General features: G+C 64.5%; 24 protein-coding genes. 7 read left to right on the top strand and 17 right to left on the bottom strand.

Annotated elements, in window-relative coordinates:
• Position 1: 1 nt before the first annotated feature.
• The 4 genes from CH305_RS15690 to CH305_RS15675 all read left to right on the top strand — a co-directional run bounded on the left by CH305_RS15690 (position 2) and on the right by CH305_RS15675 (position 4,392).
• Entirely contained in the window at positions 2–874 is an 873-nt protein-coding gene (locus CH305_RS15690) for a lytic transglycosylase domain-containing protein (protein ID WP_179278305.1), read from the top strand.
• A gap of 61 nt (positions 875–935) precedes the next feature.
• Positions 936–2,072 carry an Mrp/NBP35 family ATP-binding protein gene (locus tag CH305_RS15685; protein ID WP_032375923.1) on the top strand — a complete coding sequence of 379 codons (1,137 nt, stop codon included), beginning with the start codon at positions 936–938 and terminating at the stop codon, positions 2,070–2,072.
• Positions 2,073–2,164: 92 nt separating this feature from the next.
• The gene (locus tag CH305_RS15680; RefSeq protein ID WP_037153377.1) at positions 2,165–3,622 is read left to right on the top strand and encodes an amino acid ABC transporter substrate-binding protein/permease; all 1,458 of its coding nucleotides are present in this window, start codon (positions 2,165–2,167) and stop codon (positions 3,620–3,622) included.
• Entirely contained in the window at positions 3,619–4,392 is a 774-nt protein-coding gene (locus CH305_RS15675; RefSeq protein ID WP_094704189.1) for an amino acid ABC transporter ATP-binding protein, read from the top strand. The genes CH305_RS15680 and CH305_RS15675 overlap by 4 nt, the downstream gene beginning before the upstream one ends.
• A gap of 169 nt (positions 4,393–4,561) precedes the next feature.
• On the opposite strand, the gene tatB is transcribed toward CH305_RS15675, so the two are convergent.
• From tatB to sigE, 4 genes are all read right to left on the bottom strand, one after another.
• The gene (gene tatB / locus CH305_RS15670) at positions 4,562–5,011 is read right to left on the bottom strand and encodes a Sec-independent protein translocase protein TatB (protein WP_032403023.1); all 450 of its coding nucleotides are present in this window, start codon (positions 5,009–5,011) and stop codon (positions 4,562–4,564) included.
• A gap of 18 nt (positions 5,012–5,029) precedes the next feature.
• Entirely contained in the window at positions 5,030–6,562 is a 1,533-nt protein-coding gene (locus CH305_RS15665) for a S1C family serine protease (RefSeq protein WP_256983794.1), read from the bottom strand.
• A gap of 81 nt (positions 6,563–6,643) precedes the next feature.
• Complete coding sequence (locus CH305_RS15660) at positions 6,644–6,970, bottom strand: zf-HC2 domain-containing protein (RefSeq protein WP_032375948.1); 327 nt, start codon at positions 6,968–6,970, stop codon at positions 6,644–6,646.
• A gap of 16 nt (positions 6,971–6,986) precedes the next feature.
• Positions 6,987–7,613: an RNA polymerase sigma factor SigE gene (gene sigE, locus CH305_RS15655; RefSeq protein ID WP_052058682.1), complete on the bottom strand. Its 627-nt coding sequence runs from the start codon at positions 7,611–7,613 to the stop codon at positions 6,987–6,989.
• Between the two features lie 239 nt (positions 7,614–7,852).
• Here sigE and CH305_RS15650 point away from each other — a divergent pair, with 239 nt between their 5' ends.
• Positions 7,853–8,464 (top strand): O-methyltransferase, encoded by a 612-nt coding sequence (locus CH305_RS15650; RefSeq protein ID WP_032375949.1) that lies wholly within the window; start codon positions 7,853–7,855, stop codon positions 8,462–8,464.
• Between the two features lie 67 nt (positions 8,465–8,531).
• Here the strand turns inward: CH305_RS15650 and glgC are convergent, their stop codons facing one another.
• Positions 8,532–9,746: a glucose-1-phosphate adenylyltransferase gene (gene glgC, locus CH305_RS15645; RefSeq protein ID WP_037171542.1), complete on the bottom strand. Its 1,215-nt coding sequence runs from the start codon at positions 9,744–9,746 to the stop codon at positions 8,532–8,534.
• 76 nt (positions 9,747–9,822) lie between these two features.
• Between glgC and glgA the strand changes: the two genes are divergently transcribed.
• Complete coding sequence (gene glgA, locus CH305_RS15640; RefSeq protein ID WP_094704188.1) at positions 9,823–10,986, top strand: glycogen synthase; 1,164 nt, start codon at positions 9,823–9,825, stop codon at positions 10,984–10,986.
• Here the strand turns inward: glgA and CH305_RS15635 are convergent.
• From CH305_RS15635 to CH305_RS29065, 12 genes are all read right to left on the bottom strand, one after another.
• Complete coding sequence (locus tag CH305_RS15635; protein ID WP_094704187.1) at positions 10,956–11,819, bottom strand: methyltransferase domain-containing protein; 864 nt, start codon at positions 11,817–11,819, stop codon at positions 10,956–10,958. The genes glgA and CH305_RS15635 overlap by 31 nt on opposite strands.
• Positions 11,820–11,937: 118 nt before the next feature.
• Positions 11,938–12,105 (bottom strand): DUF3117 domain-containing protein, encoded by a 168-nt coding sequence (locus CH305_RS15630; RefSeq protein WP_008714277.1) that lies wholly within the window; start codon positions 12,103–12,105, stop codon positions 11,938–11,940.
• Between the two features lie 96 nt (positions 12,106–12,201).
• Positions 12,202–12,810, bottom strand: coding sequence for a DNA-3-methyladenine glycosylase I (locus CH305_RS15625; RefSeq protein WP_032375930.1), 609 nt, complete (start codon positions 12,808–12,810; stop codon positions 12,202–12,204).
• On the bottom strand, positions 12,807–13,157 hold the full coding sequence (locus CH305_RS15620) for a DivIVA domain-containing protein (RefSeq protein WP_094704186.1): 351 nt from the start codon (positions 13,155–13,157) through the stop codon (positions 12,807–12,809). Before CH305_RS15620 ends, CH305_RS15625 begins: the two co-directional genes overlap by 4 nt.
• 31 nt (positions 13,158–13,188) lie before the next feature.
• Positions 13,189–14,118, bottom strand: coding sequence for a glucosyl-3-phosphoglycerate synthase (locus CH305_RS15615; RefSeq protein WP_032403017.1), 930 nt, complete (start codon positions 14,116–14,118; stop codon positions 13,189–13,191).
• Positions 14,115–14,975, bottom strand: a complete 861-nt coding sequence (folP, locus tag CH305_RS15610; protein WP_037153386.1) for a dihydropteroate synthase — start codon at positions 14,973–14,975, stop codon at positions 14,115–14,117. The genes CH305_RS15615 and folP overlap by 4 nt, the downstream gene beginning before the upstream one ends.
• A gap of 36 nt (positions 14,976–15,011) precedes the next feature.
• A complete protein-coding gene (locus tag CH305_RS15605; RefSeq protein ID WP_032403015.1) occupies positions 15,012–16,787 on the bottom strand; it encodes a long-chain-acyl-CoA synthetase in 1,776 nt (591 codons plus the stop codon).
• 92 nt (positions 16,788–16,879) lie between these two features.
• The gene (locus CH305_RS15600; RefSeq protein ID WP_052077610.1) at positions 16,880–17,458 is read right to left on the bottom strand and encodes a TIGR00730 family Rossman fold protein; all 579 of its coding nucleotides are present in this window, start codon (positions 17,456–17,458) and stop codon (positions 16,880–16,882) included.
• A gap of 26 nt (positions 17,459–17,484) precedes the next feature.
• Positions 17,485–18,255 carry a TIGR00730 family Rossman fold protein gene (locus CH305_RS15595; protein WP_094704185.1) on the bottom strand — a complete coding sequence of 257 codons (771 nt, stop codon included), beginning with the start codon at positions 18,253–18,255 and terminating at the stop codon, positions 17,485–17,487.
• Positions 18,256–18,265: 10 nt separating this feature from the next.
• Positions 18,266–19,351: a succinyl-diaminopimelate desuccinylase gene (dapE, locus tag CH305_RS15590; RefSeq protein WP_094704184.1), complete on the bottom strand. Its 1,086-nt coding sequence runs from the start codon at positions 19,349–19,351 to the stop codon at positions 18,266–18,268.
• Positions 19,352–19,361: 10 nt separating this feature from the next.
• Positions 19,362–20,306 (bottom strand): SMP-30/gluconolactonase/LRE family protein, encoded by a 945-nt coding sequence (locus CH305_RS15585; RefSeq protein WP_037153389.1) that lies wholly within the window; start codon positions 20,304–20,306, stop codon positions 19,362–19,364.
• Between the two features lie 44 nt (positions 20,307–20,350).
• On the bottom strand, positions 20,351–20,494 hold the full coding sequence (locus CH305_RS29065) for a hypothetical protein (protein WP_155289287.1): 144 nt from the start codon (positions 20,492–20,494) through the stop codon (positions 20,351–20,353).
• 182 nt (positions 20,495–20,676) lie between these two features.
• On the opposite strand from CH305_RS29065, the gene dapD reads away from it, so the two are divergent.
• The gene (dapD, locus tag CH305_RS15580; protein ID WP_094704183.1) at positions 20,677–21,630 is read left to right on the top strand and encodes a 2,3,4,5-tetrahydropyridine-2,6-dicarboxylate N-succinyltransferase; all 954 of its coding nucleotides are present in this window, start codon (positions 20,677–20,679) and stop codon (positions 21,628–21,630) included.
• Positions 21,631–21,758 lie beyond the last annotated feature (128 nt).

The raw sequence follows: 21,758 nt of genomic DNA, 5'->3' as shown, positions 1-21,758 counted from the left end.
CGTGGGTCGTCACAGAAAAGCATCGACTTCCAAGGTTCGACGGAATTCGGTGATTGCTCTGGCAGGTCTCGTCCCCGCAGGACTGGTCACCGCCGCCACCAGCGCCGGAGCCACGGAATACATTCCGTTCGTCAGCGCGAAGACCTCGCCTGCTGCGCAGGAATCGAACTCGGTGGTCGAGACCCCCCAGCCGATCACTCAGGACCAGCAGGCTCAGCCGGTGGCGCAGGCCGAGCTTCCGATACCGGCACCGGTCCCTGCACCCGCGCCGGCCCCTGAGATCCCGCCCACACCGGAGCTCCCCACCAACCTGGCCGTCAGCCCCATCGCGATTCCGGTGGTCAACGTCGCCGCCTACAAGAACGCCGAGCGGATCCTGGCCCAGCAGCAACCCGGCTGCGGCATCAGCTGGACCGTCATCGCCGGCATCGGCCGCGTCGAGTCCACCCACGCCAACAACGGCAAGGTCGACGACTCGGGCGAACTGCACGAGCCCATCCTCGGACCGGTTCTGAACGGCACCCTGGCAGGCAATCAGGTGATCCGCGACACCGACGGCGGCGCACTCGACGGCGACACCCAGTACGACCGCGCAGTGGGACCGATGCAGTTCCTGCCCTCGACGTGGAACCTCTATCACGCCGACGGCAACGGCGACGGAGTCTCCGACCCACAGAATCTGTACGACGCAGCCCTGGCCACCGGCATGTACCTGTGCGACGACGGCACCAACATGCGTGATCTGGGATCCACCACCAGAGCGATCCTGCGCTACAACAATTCGATGGCCTACGTGGCGAACGTGCTGGCATGGTCGGCCGGATACGCCACCGGCATCGTCCCGACGTCGGACCAGCTCCCGCGCATTCACTGATCGGGTGTCCGCACCTGCCCTGCTGTCCATCGACGCAGTGCCCACCGCCTAGCATGAGGCAATGGCTGTACTGACCGAATCCGACGTTCGGACCGCGCTCACGAAGGTGATCGACCCCGAGATCCGCAAACCCATCACCGATCTCGGGATGGTCAAGAGCATCGATGTATCCGCCGACGGTTCCGTCGGTGTCGGCATCTACCTCACCACCTCCGGCTGCCCGATGAAGACCGAGATCAGCGATCGCGTCAAGAACGCCGTCGCCGACGTCGCAGGCGTGGGCACCGTGACAGTCGAGCTCGACGTCATGAACGACGAGCAGCGCACCGAACTACGCAAGTCCCTGCGCGGCGATTCCGCCGAGCCGATCATCCCGTTCGCGCAACCCGGATCCCTGACCCGCGTCTACGCGGTGGCGTCGGGCAAGGGCGGCGTGGGCAAGTCCAGTGTGACGGTCAATCTCGCGGCATCACTGACTGCTCGTGGGCTGTCGGTGGGGGTGCTCGACGCCGACATCTACGGCCATTCCGTGCCTCGTATGCTCGGCAACGACGCGCGGCCGACGCAGGTCGAGAAGATGATCATGCCGCCGCAGGCGCACGGCGTGAAGTTCATTTCGATCGCCCAATTCACCCAGGGCAACACTCCGGTCGTCTGGCGCGGACCGATGTTGCACCGCGCACTACAGCAATTCCTGGCCGACGTCTTCTGGGGCGACCTGGATGTGCTACTGCTCGACCTTCCCCCCGGCACCGGAGACGTGGCAATCTCTGTTGCCCAACTCATTCCGAGTGCCGAGATCCTCGTGGTCACCACTCCGCAGCAGGCCGCGGCCGAGGTTGCCGAGCGAGCTGGAGCAATTGCCCTGCAGACCCGCCAGCGCGTCGCAGGCGTCGTGGAGAACATGTCGTGGCTCGAACTACCCGACGGCACCCGCATGGACATCTTCGGATCCGGTGGCGGACAGGACGTATCGGACAGACTCACGAAAGCTGTCGGTGCCAGCGTTCCCCTCTTGGGCCAGATTCCCTTGGACACCGCCGTCCGCGAGGGTGGTGACGCCGGGATGCCGATCGTATTGAGCAACCCGGAATCGCCTGCGGCACAGGCATTGGAGGCCGTCGCCGCGAAGTTGGCAGTCCGCGAACGAGGACTGGTCGGAATGTCGCTCGGAATCGACTCGGCCCGCAAGCTCTAGAAACGACGGTTATACCCGACAAACGACGTCGGGAACAGGGTAGAAGCCTTAGGATTTGCCTTCAATCCTACTGTCGATAGAGAGTGGCCTTCATGAAGAAGCCGCATCGGATCAGGCCGGTCGTCGTTCCGGTTCTGATCGCCCTGATGATGACCCTGCTGGGATCGCTGCTCGGTCCTGGCCTGGCATCCGCACAACCCGCCCCGCCCGCGCAGAACTACTCGATCGCGACCGACACCACCTTCGCCCCGTTCGAATTCCAGGACGAGAGCGGCAAACTCGTCGGAATCGACATGGACCTGCTGGCCGCGATCTCGGTGGATCAAGGCTTCGACTACACCGTCGAGCAGGTCGGGTTCGATACCGCGCTCCAGGGCGTCACCAGCGGCCAGTTCAACGGAATGATCGCCGGCATGTCGATCACCGACGAACGCAAGGCCACCTTCGACTTCTCCGAGCCGTACTTCGATTCCGGTGTCCAGATGGCAATTCTGGATTCCAACGACGAGATCACGGGCTACGAGGATCTGCGCGGTAAGTCCGTCGCAGTCAAGAACGGCACCGAGGGCGCGACCTTCGCCGCGTCGATCGCAGATCAGTACGGCTTCACCATTCGCAGTTTCGACGACTCGGCCACCATGTTCGAGGAAGTGCGCACCGGCAACTCGGCGGCCGCCTTCGAGGACTACCCGGTGCTCGCATACGGCATCACCCAGGGCAACGGATTCAAGACCGTCACCGAGAAAGAAGCCGGTGCCAGTTACGGATTCGCCGTCGCCAAGGGCACCAACGCGCAACTGCTCGAACAGTTCAACACCGGCCTCGAGAACCTGCGCGCCAACGGCCAGTACGACCAGATTCTCGACACCTACCTCAACGCCGACGCCTCCACCGCAGACACGTCCATCCCCGGCCTGATCGCCAGCAGCTGGCAGTTGCTGCTCAAGGGCTTGTGGCTGACCATCGTGTTGACCGTCATTTCCATCGCCATCGCGTTGGTGCTCGGCGGAATCTTCGGCCTGTTCCGTGTCTCGACCAACATCGTGCTCCGCGGAATCGGCACCACCTACGTCGACATCTTCCGTGGCACACCGCTTCTGGTGCAGGCATTCTTCATCTACTTCGGTGTGCCCGCGGCGCTGAACTTCCAGATGTCGGCGTTCACCGCAGGCATCATCACGCTCTCGCTCAACGCCGGTGCCTACATGGCCGAGATCGTCCGCGGCGGCATCCTCGCCGTCGACAAGGGACAGATGGAGGCCTCGCGCAGCCTCGGCATCAGCTACCTCAAGTCGATGCGAAAAGTGGTGATGCCACAGGCAATTCGCACGATGATCCCGTCGTACATCAATCAGTTCGTCATCACGCTCAAGGACACGTCGCTGCTCTCGGTCATCGGCCTCGCCGAGCTGACGCAGACGGGTCGTCTGATCATCGCTCGTAACTTCGAGTCGTTCAACATGTGGCTCATCGTCGGCGTCCTGTACTTCATCATCATCATGGCTCTCACCAAGCTGTCGAACCGGCTCGAGAAGAGGATCAACAAATGAGCACCGAACTGACCAAGGACCTGCCGGTCGACAACGGTCCGGGAACGAAGATCTCGATCAAGGGCCTGCAGAAGGCGTTCGGCGACAACACGGTTCTCAAGGGCATCGACGCCGAGATCGCCAACGGTGAAGTGGTGTGTGTGATCGGCCCCTCGGGCTCGGGCAAGAGCACGTTTCTGCGCTGCCTCAACAAGCTCGAAGACATCACCGCCGGATCGGTCGTCGTCGACGGCACCGACCTCACGGGCAAGAACGTCGATCTGGACAAGGTGCGCCAGAACATCGGCATGGTGTTCCAGCACTTCAATCTCTTCCCGCACATGACCGCCCTCGAGAACGTCATGCTCGCGCCCGTCGAGACCAAGAAGATGTCGAAGTCGCAGGCGAAGGAGTCGGCTGCGAAGTTGCTCGAACAGGTCGGCCTGTCCGAGCGCGCCGACTACAAGCCGGCCAATCTCTCGGGCGGGCAGAAGCAGCGCGTCGCCATCGCCCGAGCATTGGCCATGAGCCCGTCGATCATGCTGTTCGACGAGGCAACCAGTGCCCTCGACCCCGAGATGGTCGGCGAAGTACTGCAGGTGCTGCGCGACCTCGCCAAGGGCGGTATGACGATGGTCGTCGTCACCCACGAGATGGGCTTCGCCCGCGAGGTCGCGGATCGAGTGATCTTCATGGCCGAGGGCGTCATCGTCGAGGAGGGAACCCCCGACGAGTTGTTCGGTAACCCACAGAACCCACGTACCCAGGACTTCCTGAACAAGGTGCTCTGAGCCCGCCCGCTCTCCCGTTTGCGTCAATGGACCACTGCCGCGCTCAGACGTGTGCAGTGGTCCATTCACGCAGCAGCGGGGTGTGGGTGAATGGACCATTGCCGCGCCCAGACGTATGCAAGGGTCCATTCACGCGGACGGGTGAGACCGAACGAGGAAGGGTTCAGGCTTACGTGGCGTCGGCGTCGATCGGCGGAGTCTCGCCCGCTGCGAGTTTCGGCGCGTCCTTGCTCATCGACACCCCACTCTGAGGAGTACCTGTCTGCGGCGTCGGTCCGCCGAGGTTCTTCGGCTTGGTGTCGAAGGGCTTGCCCTTGAAGGTGTCGTCCAAGGGGTTCTTGAAGATCGAATCGTCGCCGTCGAGCAGGTGCTTGGTGATCACCGCACGCGGCGTCATGCCCCGGAGCTGGTTGAGGTCGGCGAGCGGTTTGCGAAGGTCCTCGAAGTCGGTACCCAGCTCGTCCTTGAGCTGCTGACTCGCGCCGTTGGCGTAGTCCTTGACCTGGCGGATGGACTTGGACACCCAGCTGATGGCGCCGGGAAGGCGATCCGGACCGAGGATGACCAGAGCTGCTACGAGGAGGATTACGAGCTCTCCCCAACCGATGTTGCCGAACACGCCTGCCAGCCTACGTCGTCAGTCCGAAACCGGCGTGACGGAGACGTCCACCAGCCGTCCCGAACGGACGAGTTGCACGGGTACCGCTTGACCGATCGTGGTCTCCTGCACCGCGACGACCAGTTCGTCCGCGTCTCCGACAGTGCGATCGCCGACCTTGGTGATGACGTCTCCTTCGACAATTCCGGCCTGCTGCGCCGGGCCGTCGGTGCGCACGTTGGCGACTTCGGCACCGGCCGAGGTGTCGTTGATGACCGAGCGGGCGTTGATGCCGAAGTCCGGATGTCTCATGACGCCGTCCCGGATCAGGCTCTGTGCCACCTCGGTGACCTCGTCGACCGGAATCGCAAAGCCCAAGCCGACCGATCCGCCGCTCTCGCTTCGGATCGCCGAGTTGATGCCGATGACGCGGCCCTCGAAGTCGATGAGCGGGCCACCGGAGTTACCGGGGTTGATAGCGGCGTCGGTCTGTACGGCGTCGATGACCGCATCGGTGTCGGTGCCCTCCCCCGACAACGCGACGGGACGGTCGAGCGCGCTGACGATGCCGGAGGTGACCGTCTTGTTCAATCCCAGGGGCGATCCGACGGCAATGACGTCCTGACCGACGCGAACGTCGCCGGAACTACCGAGCTGGGCCTCGGTGAGGTTGCCGACCTCGGTCTTCAGGACGGCGAGGTCGGTCTTGGTGTCGCGGCCGACGATGCGGCCGGGCACCTTGGTGCCGTCGGAGAAGGTGACTTCGAGTGTCGAGTTGTCCGGGTCGGACGCGGCAAGCGAGATCACGTGGTTGTTCGTCACGATGTAGCCGTCACCGCTGATCACGACGCCCGAGCCGGTGCCCCCGGTCTCCCCGAGCGTCACCTGGATCGACACGACGGACGGAAGAACCGCGTCGGCGACCTTGCTGATCTGCCCGCGCGGGATGTCGTCACCGCTGGACTGGGTCAGTGTCACTTTTTGGCTGGTCAGTGCGCCGGTCACCTCGGCGGTCAGGCGACCGAACAGGCCACCGACCAAGCCGATGACGAGTGCGAGGACACCGAGTACGACGAGAGCTCGGACCGATACCGACCGTCCGAACAACACGTCGCGGACGCCGAGTTTGGTTCCGGGAGGAAGCACAGGAGGTGGTGGAGTATCGACCGCTGCGCTGCCGAGAGATACCCGGGACGCGGGATCACGCCACGGATCGGCCGGCTCCGACGCGGCGGTGTCGCCGTCGTTGTGTCCGTCGGGATCACGCTGGAGCGATTCCTGAGCGTCGTCCGGACGTCCGAATGCCTCGGCGAGGATCGGATCGGGTGGTCGAACGGACACACGCGACGGCAATTGCTCGCCGGGGCGGCGCGGCGAGAACGAGCCGTCGACGTCCTCGGGACGTCCGAACACCGAAGCCGACAACGGATCGACGGAGGGCCGATACACCGGACGCGGTGGCAACCGTGGACCGTCCGGACCGTTCTGCACGGCCTCGAAATCCGACGGGTCGGTGCCTGCGGTCTCGGTGCTGGTCGAATTCGATGTCACGCGTCCGGTTACCCCTCGCATACGTCGGTGTGAGAGTTCAGTATCACTCGAGCGGTCGACTCGGCTCGATGCAGGTGAGAAGTCGGGCAGATCTCGATGTCGTCAGCGTCGGCGACGACGCACAGCGGCGACGGACGACATGAAGGTTCGCTTGGTGTGGGCCGGCCGATCCTCGCCGGCGCACGACGGGATCTGGCTGAGCAGGCCGAGCAGAGAGTGCGGCATCGACATCTCACCCGCCCCGCGCAACGCTTTGCGCGCTTGCTGCTGAGCCTCGACCTCGGCCGCGCATTCCGGGCATTCGGCGAGGTGGTGGGCAGCACGAAGGTACGCGGGCATCCGCAATTCGCCGTCGACGTATGCCGCAACGGCCTCACTGGCCAGATGTTCGGTGGAGCTGAACTGCCGGGGCTTGCGCGCCTGCGTCATCCAACCCTCCTCGTAGCTAGTGGACACTTGCGTGACCGGAGTCGACCTTCCCGTGCACTCGAAGGTACTCGCGTAGCGCCTGGCGTCCACGGTGAATGCGACTGCGGACCGTTCCGAGCTTGACGCCCAGTGTCGCACCGATTTCCTCGTACGACAGTCCTTCGATGTCGCACAGCACAATTGCGGCGCGGAACTCGGGTGCCAGCGAGTCGAGTGCCGACTGCAGATCGGGGTCGAGCCGCGCGTCGTGGTAGATCTGCTCGGGGTTGGGCCGGTCGGAGGGGACGCGGTCGTAGTCCTCGGGCAGTGCTTCCATGCGGATGCGGCTACGGCGACGGACCATGTCCAGGAACAGGTTCGTGGTGATGCGGTGCAGCCAGCCCTCGAAGGTGCCGGGCTGGTAGTTGGACAGGGAGCGGAACACCCGGATGAACGTGTCCTGAGTCAGGTCTTCGGCATCCTGAGCGTTACCGGACAGGCGGTAAGCCAGTCGGTAGACGCGGTCGCCGTGCTCGCGAACCAGCTCGTCCCAGGACGGCATGGTGGAGTCCTCGCCGGTCGCATCGAACACTGCGGTTCCGCTGAGGTCCTCGGGCGCGGGTACGGACTCGGGTAGACGCGCGGTGTCGCGATCGCCGTTGATCTTGTAAATAGCTGGATCCTCCTGCTCAGGACTGCGTACGTCCTTCTGACTCAACCGACGACTACCCTCGGATGTTCCAGCTCACACTTCGCAATCGAGACGGACCTTCGATTCCTCCATAGCCTGACCGACCCGCGTGTGGGTCCGGTATGAATCACCTGAGGCGCACCTGAGAATGTGTGCGTGAGATCGAGCCTCCGGCACGATAACCTCGGGGCGTGCCGACCAACGCCGAGAAGATGCTCGCCTACGCCGAAGACTCCGCTCAGGAGGACGAGGTTCTCATCGCAGCCAGAGAGCGCGCCATCGACCTCGGTGCCGCCCCGGTACCGCCGTCGGTCGGGGCGATTCTGAGTATCTTCACCCAGATGCTCGGGGCCAAGACGGTCGTCGAGATCGGAACGGGCGCAGGAATCAGCGGGCTGTGGCTGCTCGACGGGATGCGCGCCGACGGCGTTCTCACCACGATCGACACCGAGCCGGAGCACCAGCGTGCGGCCCGAGAAGCGTTCCGCGCCGGAGGAATTGCACCCTCACGCACCCGGTTGATCAATGGCTGGGCACTGGACGTGCTCCCCCGATTGGCCGACGACACCTACGACCTGGTGTTCATCGACGCCAGTCCCGCGGACCATCCGCACTTCGTCGCCGAGAGCGTTCGACTGCTCCGCCCCGGTGGAGTTCTGGTGCTGCACAACGCGTTGCTCGGTGGACGAGTCGCCGATCCCACTCAGCGCGACGCCACAGCGGTGGCCGTTCGATCCGCCGCGCGAGCGATCGCCGAGGACGAGCGGCTCACGACGGTGCTGCTGCCCCTCGGCGACGGTTTGATCTGCGCGTCGAGAGCGTGAGTGCGCTCCGCGCAGTGGTGCGGTTATGTGCCCTCCGCGGCACCTAACCGCACCACTGCCGCAGGCTCTAGATCCAGACGCCCTTACCGACCGAGACGACTCCCCCGGCGCTGACGTTGAAGCGTTCGCGATCGCGTTCGTGGTCCACACCGATGATCTCGCCGTCACCCACGACGACGTTCTTGTCCAGGATCGCGTGCCGGACGACGGCACCCTTACCGATCTTGACGCCGGGCATCAGGACACTGCCCTCGACGGTCGCGCCGCTGTCGATCATGACGTTGGAGCTGAGCACCGAATTGCGGACGGTGGCAGCAGACAGGATGCAGCCGGCACCGACCACCGACTCCTGAGCCAAGCCGCCCTGAACGAATTTCGCGGGTGGCAGGTTCTCGGCCGATCCACGGATGGGCCAGCGTCGGTTGTACAGATTGAAGATGGGGTGCACCGACACCAGGTCCATGTGGGCGTCGTAGAAGGCGTCGATGGTGCCTACGTCTCGCCAGTACCCGCGATCGCGTTCGGTGGCGCCGGGCACGACGTTGTCGTTGAAGTCGTAGACCGACGCGACGCCTGCTTCGACGAGCGCCGGAATGATGTCGCCGCCCATGTCGTGGTCGGAGTCGCTGTTCTCGGAGTCGGCCTTGATGGCGTCGACGAGCACCTTGGTGGTGAAGACGTAGTTGCCCATGGAGGCATAGGTGACATCGGGGTCGTCGGGGGTTCCGGGCGGTTGAGCCGGCTTCTCCAGGAACTGGGTGATCTTGCCGTCGGAGTCGGAGTCGATGCACCCGAAGGCGAATGCCTCGCTGCGCGGCACCCGGATACCGGCAACGGTGACGCCTGCACCGGAGTCGATGTGCTGCTGCACCATCTGCTCGGGGTCCATCCGATAGATGTGGTCGGCACCGAACACCATGATGTATTCGGGGTCCTCGTCGTACACCAGGTTCAGTGACTGGAAGATGGCGTCGGCGCTGCCGGTGTACCACCGGGGCCCGAGTCGCTGCTGCGCCGGCACCGGAGTGATGTACTCCCCGGCGAACCCGGACAGCCGCCACGTCTGCGAGATGTGGCGGTCCAGTGAATGGGACTTGTACTGGGTGAGCACGCAGAGCCGGAGGTAACCGGCGTTGACGAGATTGCTCAGCACGAAGTCGATGAGTCGGTAGGCGCCCCCGAAGGGAACGGCCGGCTTGGCTCGGTCGGCGGTCATCGGGTAAAGACGTTTACCCTCACCACCGGCAAGCACGATCCCTAGTACGTGCGGTTGTGTCCTCACCCACTCAACCTATCCGCACCGAGAGAACCTTGCGAGCAGTACACGCACAACTGCTGGGGAATGTAGGTTCGTTCACGTGCGCGTAGCAATGATGACCAAGGAATATCCCCCGGAGATCTACGGTGGCGCAGGAGTTCATGTCACCGAGTTGTCCGCGCAGCTGAAGTCACTGTGCGACGTGGACATCCACTGTATGGGCGCGCCCCGCGACACTGCGCAGGTGCACGACCCGGATCCCGCTCTCGCCGGAGCCAACGCTGCGTTGACGACGTTGTCGGCCGAGCTGCGAATGGCGAACGCGGCCTCGGGCGCAGACGTGGTGCATTCGCACACCTGGTACACCGGCCTCGCGGGCCACCTCGCAGCCGAGCTGTACGACGTTCCCCACATCCTCACCGCCCACTCGCTCGAACCGCGCCGGCCCTGGAAGGCCGAACAGCTCGGCGGCGGATACCGCATCTCGTCGTGGTCCGAGCGCAACGCCGTGGAATACGCCGACGCCGTCATCGCCGTCAGCGAGGGCATGGCCAAAGATGTGCTCGACGCCTATCCGCGACTCGACAAGAGCCGGGTTCACGTGGTGCGCAACGGAATCGACACCGAGCGCTGGTTCGCCGATCACGGCACCTCGACGCTGGACGAGATCGGCGTCGATCGAAGCAAGCCGATCGTCGCCTTCGTCGGGCGCATCACCCGACAGAAAGGCGTCGGGCACCTGATCGCGGCCGCCCACCACTTCGATCCGTCCATCCAGCTCGTGTTGTGCGCAGGCGCGCCCGATACACCCGAGATCGCTGCGGAAACCGAGCGCGCGGTGGCACTGCTCGCCGAACAGCGGGGCGGCGTGTTCTGGGTCAAGGACATGCTTCCCACCGACAAGATCCGCGAAATACTCACTGCGGCAGCAGTATTCGTGTGCCCGTCGGTATACGAGCCGCTCGGTATCGTCAATCTCGAAGCAATGGCCTGCGAAACCGCCGTTGTGGCATCGGACGTCGGCGGTATCCCCGAGGTGGTCGACGACGGCCGCACCGGACGCCTGGTGCACTACAACTCCTACGAACCCGACGTATTCGAGCGGAATCTGGCCGACACCGTCAACGCAGTCGCCCTCGACCCCACACTCGCGACGGCAATGGGCAAGGCAGGACGCGAGCGCGCCGTCGCCGAGTTCTCGTGGGCGTCGATCGCGCAGCAGACCCTCGCCGTCTACGACGCAGCGTTGGCGCGGCGGCGATAGGTCGACACTGTCACCGACGCGGTGACCTCGATGCCGTCCGGTAGCTGCGCCAGCGCTGCGGACCGCGACTCGGGGTCACCGTGCCGCGCCGACGGGCCCATTCCGATCAATGTCTCGATGTCGTGGTGCGAGAGCATCATCGAGTACTCGAGCGGGGATTCTGCCACCGGCTCGAACAAGCCGGACAGCGATTCACCGAGCCTGCGCGTCTTGTTCTCTTCGACGCCGATGAGGCCCAGTGGGCCCCGCAGCTCGTGCTGGTGACGCGCAGTGGGTGTCACGACCACGAGCACGCCGTCGGGTACGAGAACTCGGCTGAACTCGGCGGCGTTGCGCGGAGAGAACACACACGTCACTGCGGACGCGGTTTCTGTTCGCACCGGTAGGCCACTCCAGATGTCCGCGACCACGGACCCCAGACGAACGTGTGATCGCGCAGCGCGGCGTGCAGCGAACTTCGAGACGTCGACGCCTACGCCCCGGGCATCGGGACGGGCGTCGAGCACAGCCGCGAGATAGTGACCGGTACCGACCCCGACGTCGAGTACCACTTCGCTGTTCGACGGAACGGCAGCCGAGACCGCTGCTGCGATCGGGTCGAAATGGCCCTTCCCCAGGAACGTGTCGCGAGCGGCGATCATCTCCGCCGAGTCACCGGTGAACTTGCCGCCGTCTCCGGTCGACAAACTGACGTAGCCCTGACGAGCCACGTCGAACGAATGTCCTCGATCGCACAACAGCGTCCGATCGGTATCGCCGAAGTCCATGCCGGATTCGAAGTCGCGCGCCCGGCATTGCGGACACAGCAGCAGATCGACGACATCGGTCAGCATCGAGCACCTCTCTCACACCGGAACGACCGCCCTTCGCCACGACACTCGTCGCCACAACACAAAGCCCCGCTTGCCGGTACGGCGAGCGGGGCTGAGCGACGAGCGATCGACGTGACTATCAGCCGGTGACACCCTTCAATTCGTCTCCGAGTGCCGCGGCCTCGTCGGGGGTCAATTCGACGACCAATCGGCCGCCCCCCTCGAGCGGGACACGCATGACGATTCCTCGTCCCTCTTTGGTTGCTTCGAGGGGACCGTCCCCGGTCCGGGGCTTCATCGCCGCCATCCTCTGCTCCCTCCAGATCTGCGCCCATCAGCACGGCGCCTCGGCCTAAAAGATAAATTTCGTCGCGGGGCGACGGGTGTTGAGTCCTATTCTTCCCTATCGACCTCGATACCGGGAATCGGAGTCGGTATTCGTGACCTGCACACAACACCCCGACAGGTGATCGTCGACCATTCCGGTGGCCTGCATCAAGGCATAGGCGGTTGTCGGACCGACGAACCGCAGCCCCCGACGCTTGAGCTCCTTGGCCAGAGCCTTCGACTCGGAGGTCGAGGCAGGCACGTCGGAGGACTCCGTCAGCCGCCCCGGCCTGGGTTCGGGCGCAAAGGACCAGAGCAGGGTGTCGAGGTCGGTGTCGTTCAACTCGACGATGACACGAGCATTGTTCACTGCAGCGTCGATCTTGAGGCGATTACGCACGATCGACGCATCGTTCATCAACCGTTCGACATCTGCGGTGCCGAATCGTGCCACTCGTTCCGGGTCGAAACCGGCGAATGCGCTCCGGAAACTCTCGCGTTTGCGCAGGATCGTGATCCACGCCAGGCCGGACTGGAACGCCTCGAGACACAGCCGCTCGTACAGTTCGTTTCGCCCGTGAAGAGGCTGCCCCCACTCGGTGTCGTGGTAATCCCGATACAGCTCGTCGTCGGTGGCACCCCACGGGCAGCGCAGCCTGCCGTCCGGTCCGGCGACAGCGCTCACCGCTCGCCCGGTTCGGTCGTGCCCGGCTCGTGGTCGACAGAGGGCCTGAACCCCAACTGTGTGCCGGCCTCCGCTGCAGACAACCGCGACCGAAGCATGTCGATTTCGCCGCCGAGCCGTTCGAGTGCCCAATCGACCTCGCTCGGCTTGTACCCCCGCACGGTCTGCTGGAACTTCAGCGCGCGCACGTCGGTACCGGTGACGCCCTCCGCAGGCAGCACGGTCGCGGTGGTTCCCTCGGGCAGTGGGCCCAGTTCCTCACCGCGACCGAACACCGTCGACGCCACGAAGAACAATGCAGCAGCGACGACGGCAATGACGACGACGTAGATCAGCAGCGTCAACATGCCACGATCTTGTCACGCCCGCCCGACACGCCTACTTCAGCGAGTTCATCGCCGGTCGATCCATCAGCGACACCTCGGTCGAGAACGGCTGGAAGGAATCACCGTCCACCCGGAACTGCATCAGCCCGGCACCGGAATCGACCATGCCGCACCGGTTCAGCATCGTTCCGACGATCTGTCTGCTCATCGCCCCGAGCTCTACCAGCGGACGGTTGCGGTGCTTGCGTACGCCGAGATTCACCTGACCGATCGCTTGCAGACCGAGCCTGTCGTACGTATCGAGCAACAGCCCGATCTCCACTCCGTAGCCTGGCGCGAACGGCACTGCGGACAGCAGTTCGCGAGTACCCGCGTATTCCCCGCCGAGCGGCTGAATGACGCCCGTCAATTCCGGTCGCAGTGCAGCGAGCAGTGGCCTGGCCACGAGCTCGGTGACACGTCCACCGCCGTTGGCATCCTCGGTCCCGCTGACCCGCAGCGGACGCCGGTAGTAGCCCTTGACGAGGTGGATGCCGTCGCCCATCAGCAGCGGGCCGAGCAATTTCGGTACGAACGCCGGATCGGGATTGATCAGATCGGAGTCGACGAAGGCGATGAGATCACCGGTCGACGCTGCGACCGATCGCCACAGCACCTCACCCTTGCCCGGCACCGGGTCGATCCCGGGGACCGCTTCCTCGCGGCTGATGACTCGCGCGCCTGCCGCCGTCGCCCGGACGGCTGTTTCGTCGGTCGAACCGGAGTCCAACACGATCAGCTCGTCGACGAGTCCCCCGAGCAGGGGATGAATCGTGTCGATGACCGCGGCAACGGTCTGTTCCTCGTTCAGCGCCGGGAGTACCACCGACACCGTCCGGCCCGCCTTCGCGGCTTCCAGTTCGGCGATCGTCCAGTCGGGGACGTCCCAGCTGTTGGTCTCGGACCATGCCATGGTCACGTCCGTTCGATCCGCAAGTGTCATGCCAGACCCCTGACCGTCCGCGCCGGGGTTCGGAGCCCCTGGATCGCTGCCACCATGTCTACGACTCTTCTGGTCGACGCAACCTCGTGCACCCGGAACATTCGGGCTCCGCCTGCTGCGGCCAATGCTGTCGCTGCCAATGTTCCCTCCAACCGGTCGACGAGCTCTACCCCTAGAGTCTCGCCTACGAAGTCCTTGTTGCTCAGCGCCATGAGCACAGGCCACCCGGTGTTTACAAGATCGTCCACGCGCCGCAACAACTCGAGCCCGTGATAGGTGTTTTTCCCGAAATCGTGCGTCGGATCGATCAATATCGAATCTTTCTTCACCCCCTCGGCGACAGCATTCTCGGCGGCTGCGGTGACTTCCGCGATCACGTCCGCCACCACATCGGCATACCGAACCCGATACGGACGCGTCCGCGGCACGGCACCACCGGTGTGCGAACAGACGATGCCGACACCCTCGGAGGCCGCGACGCGCACCAACTCGGGGTCTGCCCCGGCCCAGGTGTCGTTGATCAGATCCGCGCCCACTCCGCAGGCCAACCTGGCGACTTCGCTACGCCAGGTGTCGACACTGATCAGCAGCTCGGGATAAGCACCGCGGATGGCCTCGACGAACGGAACGACACGTCGGATCTCCTCGTCGGCGTCGACGATGTCGCCCGGACCGGCCTTCACACCGCCGATGTCGACCATGTCGGCACCCTCGGCGACTGCCCGGTGCACCGACGCCATAGCGGCATCGTCGGTGAAATTCGCACCCCCGTCGTAGAACGAATCGGGGGTGCGATTGACGATGGCCATCACCAAAGCGCGGTCGTCGGCAACCGGTTTGCCGCAGAGGGTGCTCATGAAATCAATAGTGACACGCGCGCATCTTTCGGGTGCTCAGCCTTTGGGAGCCTTACCTGCGGCCACCTCGTCGACGTACCCGTCGTACGCCTTTTCGTAGCCACCGGACTTGCCGCGCAGCACGTACAGATCGCTGGCACTGTCTTCCTCGTACCCGAGCTTGCGAAGGGCCACCTTCTGGCTCTTGAACGTCGACGTCTGCTCCAGGCTGTCCACGACACGCACGAACAGCGGCACCGCGTAGCTCGGCAGCTTGTCGTAGAGGTGCTCGGCGACCGATTTGCCGTCGAAGGTCTCGCCTTCGCGCAGCGTCACCGCCGCCATGCCGGCCTTGCCGTCGGTTCCGTCGATATCGACGCCGTACACGACGGCACCGTCGACCGAGGAATGTCCGCCGAGGGCACCTTCGACCTGGGTGGTGGCCACGTTCTCGCCCTTCCAGCGGAAGGTGTCACCGAGGCGATCCACGAACGCGACGTGCATCCAGCCCTGCTTGCGGACCAGGTCGCCGGTGTCGAACCAGGCGTCACCGTCCTTGAAGCCGTCGCGCACCATCTTCTTCTCGGTGGCCTTGTCGTCGGAGTAGCCGTCGAACGGTGCCCGGTCGGTGATCTTGGACAGCAGCAATCCGATTTCCCCGTTGCCGACCTTGCGGAGCTTGCCGTCCTGGCCGCGCTTGGCCTTGCCGGATTCCTCGTCGTACTGCACCACGGCGTACGGAAGCGGGCAGATGCCCGCGGTCTTCTTCATGTTCAGGGCATTGATGAACGCGATGTTGCATTCGCTGGCGCCGTAGAACTCGGCGACGCGGGAGATACCGAATCGCTCGGTGAACTCTTCCCAGATCTCCGGACGGAGGCCGTTGCCGACGATCAACTTGACCGAGTTGTCGCGATCGGAACTCTTCTTCGGCTGCGTCAGCAGGTAACGGCACAGCTCGCCGATGTAGGTGAAGGCCGTGGCCTTGTTGACCCGGATGTCGTCCCAGAAATTGCTCACCGAGAACTGCTTGCCGATGGCCATGGTAGCTCCGCCTGCGAGCACCGAGGACAGCGTCACAGTCAGCGCGTTGTTGTGGTAGAGCGGCAGGCAGCAGTAGATGACGTCGTTGCTGCGCAACCGGACACCCATGTTGCCCAGACCGGACATCGACTTGAGCCAGCGGAAATGGCTCATCAGGCTGGCCTTCGGCATGCCGGTGGTACCCGAGGTGAAGATGTAGAACGCCTTCTCCTTGGCCTGGATCTCCGCGGTGACCTTCGGGTTGGCCGTGGACGCCGTTGCGGCCAGCTCGGCCAGCTTCTTCAGTGGCAGCACCGCTCCCACCTTCGGCTCCGTGTCGAGCGAATCGAGAGCTTCCTGCGCGTTCTCGTCCAGTACCAGGACCTTCGCGTCGAGAATCCCGAGGCTGTGCTCGAGCACGTCGCCGCGCTGGTTGTAGTTCAGCATGCCTGCCGTGGCACCGAGCTTGACGGCAGCGAGCGCGGCGAACAGCGCCTCCGGACGGTTCTTGCTCAGCACGCCGACGACGTCACCGCGCTGTACACCGTGGTCGGCGAACACTGCGGCGTACTGGTTGACCAGCTCGTTGGCGTCCTTGTACGAGGTCGACTCACCCTCGAACCGCACGAACGGGCGGCTGCTGTTCTTGGCAGCGGCCTCCTGAAAGATCAGGCCGATCGACACCTTGTGATCGGGCTTGCGGGTGAAACCCGCCAGACCCTTGAGCAGGCTCGGCACCTCCGTCACCATTTTCGGCAACGCGACCGCGAGGTCGGTCACTCCAATTTTCTGACGGGCATCGACAGCCATGAACTCCCCTTCGAAGACAGTGTGAGATTTCTTACCCTACTTGAGAGTAACAACTTTGAGGAGCTCACTCCGCGGGCACGGTTCGTGACCTGTCACAACGTTGCGCACGCATCCAGTGCCGAATCGACCGTCGTCGTCCTGACCAGTGCGTCGAGTGCTCGCTGTTGCACGAATCCGGTCGACCGGAGACCGTCGATCCACTGCATCATCCCGTCGAAATGGCCGAACGGATCGAGCATCACCATCGGCTTGCTGTGCATGCCCAGGTAGCCCGCAGTCCACGTCTCGAACAGTTCCTCGAGCGTTCCGATACCGCCGGGCAGCGTGATGAACGCGTCGGCGCGATCCTCCATGATCTTCTTGCGCTCGCGCATCGTGTCGGTGACGATCAGCTCATCGGCATCGACGTCGGCGACCTCGCGGTGCACGAGCGCCTTCGGGATGACGCCGACGGTGTTCCCGCCTGCCGCTCGCGTCGCCGCGGCCACCGCGCCCATCATCGAGACGTTGCCACCGCCCGAGACGAGTTGCCAGCCACGTCGGCCGATCTCGGTTCCGACGTCACGAGCGAGTTCGATGAACGAGGAGTCGACGGGACCCGACGCGCAGTAGACGCAGACACTGAGCGTGTGTCCCCCAGTTGCTGGGTTGCTCGCTGCTGGGTTGCTCACTGCTGGGTTGCTCGCTGCTGGATTGTTCACTGCTGGGCCTCGCGGACGATGCGGACGGCCTCGTCGACGCTGTCGGTGCAGTGGATGAGATCGAGGTCCTTCTCGGACACCTTGCCTTCTTTCACGAGAGTCGTCTTGATCCAATCGAGCAGTCCCGACCAGAAGTCTTTGCCCAACAACACGATCGGGAACTTCGTGACCTTGGCGGTCTGCACCAGGGTCAGCGCCTCGAACAGTTCGTCGAGGGTACCGAAGCCGCCGGGTAGGCATACGAACGCCTGGGAGTACTTGACGAACATGGTCTTGCGAACGAAGAAGTATCGAAAGTTGACGCCCAGATCGACCCACTCGTTGAGTCCTTGCTCGAACGGCAATTCGATGCCCAATCCGATCGAGTATCCGTCGGCCTCGCTCGCACCGCGGTTGGCACCTTCCATCACGCCCGGCCCGCCGCCGGTGATGACGGCAAAGCCCTCACTGGCGAGAGCGGCCCCGAGCTGCCGGGCTCGGGCGTACTCGGGATGGTCGACGGGGGTGCGGGCCGAACCGAATACCGTCACAGCTTTCGGTACCTCGGCGAGAGCGCCGAATCCCTCGACGAACTCACTTTGGATGCGCAACACCCGCCAGGTATCGGAGTGAATCCAGTTACCTGATCCTCGCTCGTCGAGCAGGCGTTGATCCGAGGTGGACGTCTCGGTGTTTCGGCCACGCCGGAGTACTACGGATCCCTTGTGCTTGGCCGGCTTCTCGGTGCCGTGTTCCTCGAAACTGCTTGGGCCCTCGACGCTGTTCATGGCGTCCAGGCTATCCGGCAGAGAGGTAGCTCCGGAGAACCTGTGTGACGTGGCTGATCTGCTCGACGGGGACGCGTTCGTCCCGCTTGTGGGCGAGGTTGGGATCGCCGGGCCCGTAATTGACCGCCGGGATGCCAAGTGCCGAGAACCGAGACACGTCGGTCCAGCCGTATTTCGCCCGAAACTGCCCGCCCGCGGCCTCGATCAGCGCAGCCGCCGCGGGCTGGTTCAGACCGGGGAGGGCACCCGGCGACGAGTCGGTGACCTCGAAGCCGAGATCGAGCCCGTCGACCACCTCACGAACGTGCTCGACGGCCTCGGTGACACTGCGATCCGGTGCGAACCGGAAATTCACGTCGAGTTCGGCGGCGTCGGGAACGACATTTCCCGCAACCCCACCGGAGATCCGAACTGCTTGCAGCCCTTCGCGATACACGCAGCCGTCGATGTCGACGGTGCGAGATCGATACGCAGCGAGCCGGTTGAGTACGGCACCGAATTTGTGAATTGCGTTGTCTCCCAGCCAGGAACGGGCACTGTGCGCCCGCGTCCCCGATGCCGTCAGCCGGACCCGCAGCGTCCCTTGACACCCGGCCTCGATGAAACCGCCGGACGGTTCACCGAGAATGGCGACGTCGGCTTCGAGCCACTCCGGCAGTTCTCGCTCGATGCGGCCGAGTCCGTTTCGCGAGGCCGCGATCTCCTCGCAGTCGTAGAACACCAGAGTCAGCTCGTGCGCGGGGTTGTCGATGGTCGCCGCGAGATGCAGGAACACGGCGTCCCCCGACTTCATGTCGACGGTTCCGCACCCGTGCAGGATGTCGCCCTCGGCACTGTCGTGTTCCCGCCTCGACGGCACGTTGTCGGCGATGGGCACCGTGTCGAGATGGCCGGCCAGCATCACCCGCGATCCGAGTCCGCGGTTGGTTCTGGCCAGAACGGCGTTGCCGCTCCGAATGATCTCGAAGCCCGTGGTCTGCTCGCGGAGCGCCTGCTCCACCTCGTCGGCGATGCGCGATTCGTCCTCACTCACACTGGGGATGTCCACCAGTGCAGCAGTGAGATCTATCGGGTCGGCATGAAGTTCGAGCGTCACGCCGACAACCCTAGGCTTTGGGTCCCGGAATCTCGCGGACCACGCCGTCGAAGCCTGCACCGAACAATCGTCCGCTCGAAAAACCCTGTTCGGAGCGACCGTAAGCGACAACGCTCGTCAACCGGGTACCGGTGCCGATCACGCAGGTGGCCCCCGGCGCATCGATGCGGACGACGGATCCGCCGGCATTGAGCGGCACCACGGGGCGTCCGGCGGAATCGAGAGTCAGGCCGTCCGGCGCTGCGAAGGAGCCCAGTCCCGACAGGTCGAGCAGGCTCTCCGGTGCCGACGGGTTGGCAATCGGAATTCGGCTGACCCCTGGGTTCACGAATGTTCGCGAGACGTACAGATACTGATCAGCGGCGTCGAGGACAGCGCCGTTGGCGCTCGGAAAGCGAGCCCAGTCCGGGTCGACGGAACCGTCGGGACCGATCCGACCGATGAGCGAGCCGAAGTCGTTGGTGGCGTACACAGTTCCGTCTGCAGCGACAGCGAGTCCGTTGGCAGCACTCAGGCCGGTCGCAAACGGGGTGACGGCAAGCGTGTTCACATCGAGTCGAACGATGCCGGCCGCCTTGACGAGGTCGCCGACGAGGACGCGAGGGTCGGCCCCGTAGCCAACCAGGAGTGTGCCGTCGGGCATCCAGGCCAGAGCTCCGCCGCCGCCGCTCGGAACCTTCGCGATGGGGTACGCGGCCCTGCCCGGCGCATCGATGCGGTACACCCGGCCGGAGACGATGTCGGTGACGTAGGCGCGGCCCGACGCGTCGACGGCCAGGCCTTCGAGTGCTGCCCCGGGAATTCTCGTGACCACGGCCGACGAACCGCCGGCTCCGGCGCAGTTGGGATCGGCGGCAGCGGTGCCCGAACCGACAACGGCGCTGCTCACGGCGATCAGCGCCGCAGCGATCACTGTTACTGCCGAACGCGTGCGTGTGGACTTGCTCGAACTCATGACGCCCCCAGACTCGGCGACCCCCTGTCAGCCGATGGGCATGTCTACCACGCGCCTGCGACAACCAAACCCAGGGCGACTCCGAGGACGATCGTCGTGGCCAGCGTCGTCACCAATCCGGTGAAAGAGACGCCGTCCGCCACCACCGCGGCGGCTCCACGGCTGCGCGAGCCGATGCGGGTGGTCATCGGAGAAACTCTGTCAGCTCCCCCGCCCTCTACCCGTCCACCCGCATCCCGATGCGATCACACTCGACAGTCGAATCGGTAACGAACCGACGCGGCATCAGGATCGGATTCCGGAAACCAGTCCGCGTACCCGCGATGACGGGTGAACCCGCGCACGAAACCCACCGCGTATTCTTCCTGCCGTGAGCGCACAGGGAGCATCAGCAGTAGGTATTGCCAACATCACGACGTCGGGTGTCGTTCTCGACACCTGGTTTCCGAGCCCCGAGCTCGGGTCGGGCTTCGAGACCGGCACCACTCGACTCGAGGGATCCGACATCCCGGAGGAGTTCTCTTCTCTCGTCGGACCGGACGACGCGCGCGGTGTCGAGGTCGTTGCGGTTCGCACCAGCATCGCTTGCCTCGACGACGCCCCGATCGACGCACACGATGCGTATCTGCGACTGCATCTGCTCTCGCACCGGCTGATTCAGCCGCACGGGCAGAACCTCGACGGAGTGTTCGGCCTGCTCGCCAACGTCGTCTGGACCAACTTCGGCCCCGCAGCGGTCGACGGCTTCGAAACGGTGCGCGCGAAGCTTCGCGCCCGCGGGCACGTGACGGTGTACGGCGTCGACAAGTTCCCGCGTCTGGTCGACTACGTCGTTCCCACCGGAGTTCGCATCGCCGACGCCGACCGCGTGCGCCTCGGTGCTCATCTGGCCAGCGGTACGACCGTCATGCACGAGGGCTTCGTCAACTTCAATGCCGGGACGCTCGGCAACTCGATGGTCGAGGGGCGCATCTCCGCCGGAGTCATCGTGGGCGACGGTTCCGACGTCGGCGGCGGCGCGTCGATCATGGGCACACTCTCCGGCGGCGGCAAGAACGTCATCTCCGTCGGGAAGAGCTGCCTACTCGGTGCCAACTCCGGACTCGGTATCTCTCTCGGTGACGATTGCGTCGTCGAGGCGGGCCTGTACATCACCGCCGGCACGAAGGTCAGCGGACCGGACGGAACTGTGGTGAAGGCGGCGACGCTGACCGGAAAGTCCAACCTGCTGTTCCGCCGCAACTCGCTCTCGGGCGCGGTCGAGGTGGTGCCGTGGAAGGGCACAGGAGTCGAACTCAACGCAGTGTTGCACGCCAACGACTGAGAGCTGCGTTCTCGAATTAGCTTTACAGCCAACCTCTTCCAGCCCCGCACCGTGTTCTCGGTGCGGGGCTGGATTGTTTGTATGGGCTTACGCGATGTGGGGCCCGGCTCGGGCGTGGGATTGTCTGG

Origin of the sequence: Rhodococcus sp. 15-649-2-2, from assembly GCF_002258645.1 — a bacterium.
In the GTDB taxonomy this organism is placed as follows: Bacteria; Actinomycetota; Actinomycetes; order Mycobacteriales; family Mycobacteriaceae; genus Rhodococcoides.
This window is presented reverse-complemented; position numbering and strand designations above follow the sequence as displayed.

Bases quoted from the DNA above. Each gene is read 5' to 3' on its own strand.
- CH305_RS15620 (WP_094704186.1), bottom strand. From the start codon at position 13,157: ATGTTGACGCTGCTGATCTACGTCGTCGTCATTGCCGTCGTCGCTGCT.
- CH305_RS15635 (WP_094704187.1), bottom strand. From the start codon at position 11,819: ATGCTGACCGATGTCGTCGATCTGCTGCTGTGTCCGCAATGCCGGGCG.
- CH305_RS15630 (WP_008714277.1), bottom strand. From the start codon at position 12,105: ATGGCGGCGATGAAGCCCCGGACCGGGGACGGTCCCCTCGAAGCAACC.
- CH305_RS29065 (WP_155289287.1), bottom strand. From the start codon at position 20,494: ATGACCACCCGCATCGGCTCGCGCAGCCGTGGAGCCGCCGCGGTGGTG.
- CH305_RS15680 (WP_037153377.1), top strand. From the start codon at position 2,165: ATGAAGAAGCCGCATCGGATCAGGCCGGTCGTCGTTCCGGTTCTGATC.
- CH305_RS15660 (WP_032375948.1), bottom strand. From the start codon at position 6,970: ATGACGCAGGCGCGCAAGCCCCGGCAGTTCAGCTCCACCGAACATCTG.
- CH305_RS15650 (WP_032375949.1), top strand. From the start codon at position 7,853: ATGCTCGCCTACGCCGAAGACTCCGCTCAGGAGGACGAGGTTCTCATC.
- folP (WP_037153386.1), bottom strand. From the start codon at position 14,975: ATGAGCACCCTCTGCGGCAAACCGGTTGCCGACGACCGCGCTTTGGTG.
- CH305_RS15665 (WP_256983794.1), bottom strand. From the start codon at position 6,562: ATGCGAGGGGTAACCGGACGCGTGACATCGAATTCGACCAGCACCGAG.
- CH305_RS15605 (WP_032403015.1), bottom strand. From the start codon at position 16,787: ATGGCTGTCGATGCCCGTCAGAAAATTGGAGTGACCGACCTCGCGGTC.
- CH305_RS15685 (WP_032375923.1), top strand. From the start codon at position 936: ATGGCTGTACTGACCGAATCCGACGTTCGGACCGCGCTCACGAAGGTG.
- CH305_RS15585 (WP_037153389.1), bottom strand. From the start codon at position 20,306: ATGAGTTCGAGCAAGTCCACACGCACGCGTTCGGCAGTAACAGTGATC.
- CH305_RS15675 (WP_094704189.1), top strand. From the start codon at position 3,619: ATGAGCACCGAACTGACCAAGGACCTGCCGGTCGACAACGGTCCGGGA.
- CH305_RS15615 (WP_032403017.1), bottom strand. From the start codon at position 14,118: ATGACACTTGCGGATCGAACGGACGTGACCATGGCATGGTCCGAGACC.
- CH305_RS15595 (WP_094704185.1), bottom strand. From the start codon at position 18,255: ATGAACAGCGTCGAGGGCCCAAGCAGTTTCGAGGAACACGGCACCGAG.